Source organism: Actinomadura sp. KC216 (genome assembly GCF_004348535.1).
Lineage (GTDB): Bacteria > Actinomycetota > Actinomycetes > Streptosporangiales > Streptosporangiaceae > Spirillospora.
Map to the genome: position 1 here is coordinate 1 of NZ_SMJX01000393.1, position 6,994 is coordinate 6,994.

The 6,994-nt window shown below is 71.1% G+C and carries 13 protein-coding genes; all 13 read right to left on the reverse strand.

All coding sequences use genetic code 11. From position 1 onward, the window contains the following. Positions 1–31: 31 nt before the first annotated feature. The 13 genes from E1264_RS38050 to E1264_RS38110 all read right to left on the reverse strand — a co-directional run bounded on the left by E1264_RS38050 (position 32) and on the right by E1264_RS38110 (position 6,634). On the reverse strand, positions 32–259 hold the full coding sequence (locus E1264_RS38050; protein ID WP_132181660.1) for a hypothetical protein: 228 nt from the start codon (positions 257–259) through the stop codon (positions 32–34). A 182-nt stretch (positions 260–441) separates the two neighbouring features. Next, entirely contained in the window at positions 442–894 is a 453-nt protein-coding gene (locus tag E1264_RS38055; protein ID WP_132181662.1) for a hypothetical protein, read from the reverse strand. A 17-nt stretch (positions 895–911) separates the two neighbouring features. Beyond that, the gene (locus tag E1264_RS38060) at positions 912–1,502 is read right to left on the reverse strand and encodes a WYL domain-containing protein (RefSeq protein ID WP_132181664.1); all 591 of its coding nucleotides are present in this window, start codon (positions 1,500–1,502) and stop codon (positions 912–914) included. 215 nt (positions 1,503–1,717) lie between these two features. Further along, positions 1,718–2,308 (reverse strand): hypothetical protein, encoded by a 591-nt coding sequence (locus E1264_RS38065; protein ID WP_132181666.1) that lies wholly within the window; start codon positions 2,306–2,308, stop codon positions 1,718–1,720. Beyond that, positions 2,305–2,982 (reverse strand): hypothetical protein, encoded by a 678-nt coding sequence (locus tag E1264_RS38070; protein ID WP_132181668.1) that lies wholly within the window; start codon positions 2,980–2,982, stop codon positions 2,305–2,307. The genes E1264_RS38065 and E1264_RS38070 overlap by 4 nt, the downstream gene beginning before the upstream one ends. Positions 2,983–2,991: 9 nt before the next feature. Then, a complete protein-coding gene (locus tag E1264_RS38075) occupies positions 2,992–3,228 on the reverse strand; it encodes a hypothetical protein (protein ID WP_132181670.1) in 237 nt (78 codons plus the stop codon). Continuing rightward, positions 3,225–3,872 (reverse strand): hypothetical protein, encoded by a 648-nt coding sequence (locus E1264_RS38080; RefSeq protein WP_132181672.1) that lies wholly within the window; start codon positions 3,870–3,872, stop codon positions 3,225–3,227. Before E1264_RS38080 ends, E1264_RS38075 begins: the two co-directional genes overlap by 4 nt. Then, positions 3,869–4,096 carry a hypothetical protein gene (locus E1264_RS38085; protein WP_132181674.1) on the reverse strand — a complete coding sequence of 76 codons (228 nt, stop codon included), beginning with the start codon at positions 4,094–4,096 and terminating at the stop codon, positions 3,869–3,871. Before E1264_RS38085 ends, E1264_RS38080 begins: the two co-directional genes overlap by 4 nt. A gap of 76 nt (positions 4,097–4,172) precedes the next feature. Continuing rightward, on the reverse strand, positions 4,173–4,406 hold the full coding sequence (locus tag E1264_RS38090; protein WP_132181676.1) for a hypothetical protein: 234 nt from the start codon (positions 4,404–4,406) through the stop codon (positions 4,173–4,175). Next, on the reverse strand, positions 4,403–4,960 hold the full coding sequence (locus E1264_RS38095) for a hypothetical protein (protein ID WP_132181678.1): 558 nt from the start codon (positions 4,958–4,960) through the stop codon (positions 4,403–4,405). The genes E1264_RS38090 and E1264_RS38095 overlap by 4 nt, the downstream gene beginning before the upstream one ends. Beyond that, complete coding sequence (locus tag E1264_RS44115; protein WP_165964592.1) at positions 4,957–5,754, reverse strand: hypothetical protein; 798 nt, start codon at positions 5,752–5,754, stop codon at positions 4,957–4,959. The genes E1264_RS38095 and E1264_RS44115 overlap by 4 nt, the downstream gene beginning before the upstream one ends. 17 nt (positions 5,755–5,771) lie before the next feature. Beyond that, a complete protein-coding gene (locus E1264_RS38105) occupies positions 5,772–5,960 on the reverse strand; it encodes a hypothetical protein (protein WP_132181680.1) in 189 nt (62 codons plus the stop codon). Next, entirely contained in the window at positions 5,957–6,634 is a 678-nt protein-coding gene (locus E1264_RS38110) for a hypothetical protein (RefSeq protein WP_132181682.1), read from the reverse strand. The genes E1264_RS38105 and E1264_RS38110 overlap by 4 nt, the downstream gene beginning before the upstream one ends. Positions 6,635–6,994 lie beyond the last annotated feature (360 nt).

The following is a 6,994-nucleotide window of genomic DNA, read 5'->3' on the forward strand; positions in this document are numbered from 1 at the left end:
ACGGGCGGGGTGTGCGCCCGGCCCCGGTGGCTCAGTTGAGGTGCGCGAGGATCTCGGGGTGCTGCGCGACCATGGCGCGGCGGTAGGCGCACAGCACGCGGGGCGCGTGGGCGGCGAGTTCGGACAGGACCATGTCGACCGCGAGGTCGAGCGCCGCGTCCTCGGGGAGGCCGATCAGGTCGATGAGCGCGCGGGCGAGGTTGACGATCTCGGCGCTGACCTGCTCGATGATCTCGTTCTCGGGGTTCTGGGGGGCCATTCCGATCACCTGACTTAGTAGCGTAACTCTGCACTAAGTTAATGATGCGCCTATCTTTCAACTTAGTCAAGAGTCCCTGGCCTATGTTTTGCCGGTCATCCCAGGTCAGCGGGCGAGCTGTCAGGGTGGCCGGGACGCGGGCACGGGCGGGAGGTGGCCCGCACCCCGGCGGTCGGGGGTGGTCACCACCACGCGTGCGCGCCGTCGCCATGCTCCGCGGTCCAGCGCAGCCAGCGCGCGGCGTAGCGGTACTCGATGGCCGCCCCGGCGCGTTCGCTTTCGGGGAGGGTGGACAGGAACAGTTCGCCGTGGTCCTCAAGCCATCCGGCGAGTGTGTTGCAGTAGTCGGGGGACAGTTCGTCCTCGCCGTCGCCGTAGAAGCCGCCCGAGACCTCCTCGGGTAGGCTGCCGCCCGCCTCGATGACCGCGTTGATCATCCAGGTGCCGACCTTGCCCCGATACCAACACGGGACGCCGAACAGCCCGTAGACCGCGCCGTCCCCGAGGTTGGCCCGCTGCCACGGGCAGCCGCCCGCGCCTTGCGTGGCGTCACAGTCGATGCGCCCCTCACCGTCCAGAACGGCGGTCCCCTTGGCCTTGCAGGGGTAGCGGCGGGGGTAGTTGTCCAGGCCCATAGCGGTCCTCCATCCAGTCAGCGGGAGTAGTCGGGCGTCCAGTGGGCGGCGTCGCCCCGGTGGTCGTACTCGGGCACGAGGGCGATCTCGGCGCGGATGCGGGCGAGCGCCGCGTCCTCGGCGGCGGCTTCGGCGGCGTCCTCGCCGTCGAGGGGGGTGATCGAGGTGGGCCGCACGCACCACACGGCGGCCTCGTGGCGCCCGACTTCGGCGAGCCGGTACCGCACGCCGTCCGACGCGCAGCGGATGCAGCCGCAGATGCCCAGCAGCCGCATGACGCCGTGGTGGTTGCCGCGCGAGCCGTGGTAGCGCACGAGGATCTCCGGCATCAGGTCGTCGGTGACGCCGACGTGCCGGGCGATCTCGAACCCGCCGTGCAGGACGGTCAGCAACTCGATCCGGTCGAGCCGGAAGCAGCGCGGTTCGCCGGAGCGGCGGTCCATCGCACGGCAGATGGCGTTGCCGCGCCGGGTGACGGCCATCTCGTACGGCTCGATCGTGCGCGTCGTGCGCTCGCCATCGGCGGCGACGTAGGTGATCTGGACGGGCCGCTCGTGCGCGATCGCGGCTTCGAGCGCCGTCCCCGTGACCCAGAGCTGACCGGTCATGATCCCCACCCCACTTAGTGCATTTAATCTGCACTAAGTCAATGATGCGCCTCCCGCCAGACAAAGTCAATAGCATCTGTACTAAGTTTCCGGGAGGCCCCAGGTCAAGGCACGTCACCCGCTCGACGCGCGTGTGCGCCCGTGACACCCATGGGTGTCATCGGCGCCCGCCGGGGCCGCGCTGCATATCCGCCCCCTCTGGCAGGGTCCGAGGGTCATGCGTCCTCTCCGGTGGGCGTGCACGTGGGCGGCGTGCCCGGCTCCTCGTCCGCGCCGCACGGCGGTAGGGGTGGAGGGGGCGGCGGCGCGGGCTCCTCGGACGTCCCGCTCGGAGACGGCGACGAGGAGTCCGTACGCCGGACGGGTGACGGCGATGGGCTCGCGGGCGCGCTGGACGAGCTCGGCGAGACGGACGGGCTCCGCTCCACCTCGCGCGTCCGGGACGGGCTCGGCGTCGACGCCGGGACCAGGTGCGGCCGGGCGCTCGACGGCGTGTCCCTCGGCTCGTCGGTGGTCACGGGCGGCGGAACGCTCGACACGCCGGGCGCCGCGCCGCCCGCGCCCGCGAGCGTGACGGCGCCGAGGGCGACCGCGCCGGCGAGCGCTGCCGCAGTGACGCCGAGCGCCAGGCGGTCGCGCGTCAACCGGGCCGGGGGAGTGCGGCGGTGGCGGCCGGGCGGATGGTGGACGGCGGGCAGCTCGGCCGTGGCCTCGGCCGGCTCGTCGAGCGTGGCGGCCGGGTCGGCGCCGAGCCGGGCGAGGCGGCGGAACGCGCGGTCGGTGCCGCGCGGCGGGCAGTGGGTCATGCCCCCGGCTCCTGCCGTGCGATGCTGGCGGCGCGCCTCAGCCCGGCCTCGTAATCGCCAGGCAGGTCGGCGTCGATGGTCTCCTCGATATCGATGGCCACCTGTTCGCGTGCCTGCTTGACCGCCGCGTCGATGCGCTCATTCACAGCGTCGATGACGTGCCGGGCGGCGGTGTTCGGCTTGGACAGACGGCCGTTCGTCACGTCGTCATAGGCGAGGGACACCTCATGCATGACCACGCTGTAGTCGTGCAGCTCGCGCATGACCTGATCGCGATTCAGGGCGCCGTGCGGGCCCTCGACGATCCCTTTCCAGAAGTCCTCGTAGGTCTCGGCGTAGTGGCGGCGGGCCGGAGGTTCGGCGATCTCGCGGGCCATCCGGTCGACGGTGTCCAGCGACTTGGACTCGATCGAGCCCGAGTCGATCCCGGCGCCGGGCGGGAGATCGGCGCGCCACCGGCCGCCGTGCGCGCCGTAGCCGCGCCAGCGGATCCGGATCACGGGCACGGCCACGTTCAGCGCGTCCACGATCGCCTGCCCGTGCTGGCGGTCGCAGGCGCGGGCGATGAATGCGCCGTCCGCGTCCATGATCGTGGCGAGCGCGCCGGGGGCGAGGCGCACCGGCAGCCGCAGCGTCTCACCGTCGGGCTCGGGTGTCGCGTTGGGGTCAGGCATCGCTCTCTCCTAGCGGATGTGCTTGCGGGTCTTGCTCGGGTGGGTGGTCGCGGCCTTCAGGTCGCGCGGCTCCTCCAGGTGGGCGAGCATCAGCGCGGTCTGCATGAGCGTCCGCTCCCACGGCCAGCCGACCGCCTGGCACGCGGCGATCGCCTTGCGGACCTCGTCGCGGTCGAGGTCGGGCCTGGTCTTCACCGCGAAGTCGGCGAGCTCCTCGGGGGCGGCGACCAGCTGGGGCTCGGTCATGGCGCGGCCACCGCTTCGCGAGCGCGCCTGGCAGGTCTCAGCGGCTGGGGATAGCGGTACACCCACAGGCCCCGGGCGCCATCGGCAATCGCGTTCGCCGCGCTGGGCCGCTGTCGGCCCCCGCCCTTTGGTCCCTTCGAGGTCCGGATGCGCTCCCAGCCGTCGAATCTGTAGAGATTGCCGGGCGTTCCGGGAAGGCTCGTGCTCGACAGCGCCGCAATCTGTGCTTCGCCGCACAGTTCGGCGCTGCGCGCATCCCACTTCGGATAGGTCCCCAGCCACAGGGGGGCGAGGTAGTCGCGTGATATGCGCAGCACTGACCGCAAGCAGTGCTGGTCTCGGCGGTCTGGGCTCCGGGCGATCCGGGCAAGGTCGACGGTGTTGTAGCGGTGCCAGCCGCGCGACTTGCACACGCTGGGGTTGATGGTGCTGGCCAGGACGACCGCAGCCGCTCGTCTGCCGCGGTCCGCCATGACGAACGCCAAGCTCCCGTACGGTCGCGTATAGGGCCTGCCCGCAGGGAACTCCTCATCGGGTAGATGCAACGGATGTCGCCACGCCACCAGTAGCTCGACCGCCTCGTCTAGATCGACCTGGTAGAACGCGACCACTGGTGAAAGCCGCAGTGCCAACTGGCGAGTCATCGCTCGACTCCGAACTCGTTAGGTGCGCCGTCTCGCGCCCAGCGGGCGACCTGCGCGGGCGTCGGCACCGCCCACAGGTGGCCGCCGTGCGGGCAGGTGCGAGCCTCGGGCACGCGCGGTCCGGGCGGCGGCGGCTCGTCGACGACGGTCACCTCGACGCCGAGCGCGGCCATCTGCTCGGTCAGCAGGTCGGCGCACTCGGCGTGCGGCGGGATGCGATTCACGGCCGCCTCCGGAACTCGGCGGCCAGCGCGAGGGAGCTGGCCACGTACACGTAGAAGGCGGCGAGGACGAGCATGGTCACGTCGGCCTCCTCAGCCCGCGGAAGGATCGGACGACCAGCTCGCCCGACTCGCGCCGGATCAGCACGTTGCGGGGCGCGCCCGGCCGGACCGGGATCGGACCCTTCTCCGGGTGCCGCCACGGCCCCCACGCCAGCCAGGCCGGGACGGGCGCGGGCGGGTTCGTCTTGGACGGAAGGCGATGCCGAGTCAGGACGGTCACCGGCTCGGAACGTTCCAGGTAGGCGGTCACGACGCCTCGGCCTCTGTCCGGGCGGCCATGAGCCGGGACGGGTGCCAGCCCGTCATCGGTGCCGCGAGCGGCCCGGACCGGCACGGTTCCCCGGCGCGCGCCGGGCACCACTCGACCGGACACGGCACCGTCTGCGCGAGCGTCCGGTCGGCATCCTCGGACGAGCGGGTCTCCCGCCACGTCTTCGACGGCCCAGCACCGCGGGCCCGGCCGCCCTCGATCGCGCGGAACGGCATCCGGCCGCCGGCGACCGCGTAGCGGATCTCGGTGAGGGCACGGCGATAGTCGGCTTCCCGGTTCGGGTCGACCGGCGGCGGCGACTCCGGTGCGGCCTCCAGTCGGTCGTTGCGGATCTGCCGGACCTCCTCGCGGATCTCGGCCGGCGCGACGAACGGCTGCCGCCGGGCGACCTGGACGACGGCGGCCTTGCAGTCGTCGAGGGCGAGGTCGCCGAGCAGGTCGTGCCAGGCGTCGGGGGTGTACTCGTCGATCTGCTGCTGCGGGCAGCACGCCTTGACGTACCGGCACAGCACGACGGCTTCGATGGGTGTCACGGCCCCTCCTCGCGGGCCTGAGCGCGCTCCATGGCGCGCTGGAACTGGTCGTCGGTGGCCTGCTGGCGGCGGTCGGTGGATGGCGAGGCCCTGCCGGTGGGCGTGCGTTCGGCGGCGTTGAGCATCCAGTTCCGCCACGTCGCGGGCCAGTCGACCTTGGTGGCGTCCTTGCCGGATTTGGCCCGCCAGTAGTTGACGAACTTCTCGGTTTCGGCGCGGCCGTCGACGTGCGGGCACCGGTGGCGCGCCCACTCGACCATGGCGGCGGTGACGGTGAAGTCGTCAGGGATTCGCGTGCCGCGCTTGCGCGGCGAAGAAGAAGGCGAAGCCTTCTTCTCTCCTTTCCCATCCCCTCCTATCCCTCCCTGGGGCGAGGTTTGGGGAGGCTCGGTGTCACTCGCGGGAGTTTCGGGGAGGCTCGGCGATCCTTGCGAGGGCGCGGCGGGGCTCGGCGGGTTGTCGTCCGGCGGGACGGGCTCCGCCTGTGCAGCGCAGTACGGGCAGCGCGACTGCCAGCGCGCGTCCACCTTCTGGTGGTCGGGAAGCCGCTTGACGTGAAGGAACTTCCGGCCGTCAGCAGTGACGCGGCGCTCGATACGGCCGTATTTGATCAGCTCGGCGATCAGCGCCTCGGGATCGACGTCATCGGCCGGGAGGATCTTCAGCTTCAAGCCCACGGGGTCGTCGGCCAGATGCCCGCGGTCGCACGCGAAGTTCCACGTGCCCTGATAGAACAGCCGGGCGAACGGCGACAGTTGGACGATGACGCCGTCCGTCCAGAACTCGGGCTTCAAGCTGCGGATCCTCGCCACTACGCACCCTCCACGCTGTCGTTCTCTTCGTCGCCGAGCGCGTCGCACAACTCCGCGAGATCGGTCAGGTTGATCCGCGGGCCCTGTCTTGGGGGTGGCGGCACGGGCCGGAGGCGCTCGGCTTCCAGGGCTCGGATGCGCGCCGCCAGCTCGTCGTGCGGCGCGCCGAGGTAGATGCGGTCACTCATGCCCGGTCCCAGCGGACGACCTCGTAGCGCCCGAAGCCCTGGGAGCGGGACGCACCAATGCCCTGCTGCTCGCCGGTGAGCCAGATCATCGCCCACTGCTCTTCGGTGAAGCCGTAGTCGGTGGCGATGGTGAAGTCGATCTTGGCGTCCTCGACGTACTCCTCGTACTGGATTCCGGATCCGCGGTAGGTGTGCACGAACCGCTGGGTGATGCCGGTCGGCTCGGCGATGCCGAGATGCAGGCGCTCCTCGACGACCATGACGTGCTCGGCGACGAACGAGTGGATGCCCTTGGACGTGCGCCCCCAGGAGTTCTTGCCGTTGTTGAGCAGCTTCCCGGTGGAGTAGGCGACGGAGGTCGCCTCCTTGGTGGCGGCCTTGAGCTGGCGGCCTTCGATGTAGAGGCCCTGTTCGTCGCGCTTGAACCCGTTGAGGTGCTTGAGCTTGTCGACCTCCTTGGCGGCCTCCTCCGCCGTGATGCCGCGCTCGGCCATCGTGGTGGCGACGGCCTCGCGGATCAGGTCGTCCTTGTCGGCGAGCTTGGTCTTGAGCCAGCCCTCGGCGACGGTCGGGTCGGACGGTATGCCGCCCGCGATGTTGCGGACGCGCAGGGTGCCGGCGAAGTGGTAGGGCCACGCGCGGTCGGCGTACTTGGCGAAGACGGAGTTAGTCATGTCAGTCCTTTCGTGGAATGTCGGCACGGGGCGCGGTGCTCGGCGCCGGGACGGGCTGGGCTGTCGGCAGGGCGCGAGCGGACGAGAAGTCGAACTGGGACGGGCCGTGCAGACGGGGGCTGTGCGGGGCAGGAACGACCAGGGAAGTCGGGATGGGCCGAGGAGGCACAGGGTGGGGAGTCGGAGAGGGCGGATGTGACCGGAGTGGCGTTGCCTGGGGAAGTCGCGATGGTGGTGGGACGTGATGGGGGGACGTGGGAAGTCGGTTCGGGTTGCGCTGGGATGCGGAGAGGTGGCATGTCGGATGGCGCAGGGTCGGGCTGGCGACGGGACGGGTCGGGGAGTCGGAGGGGCTGTGAC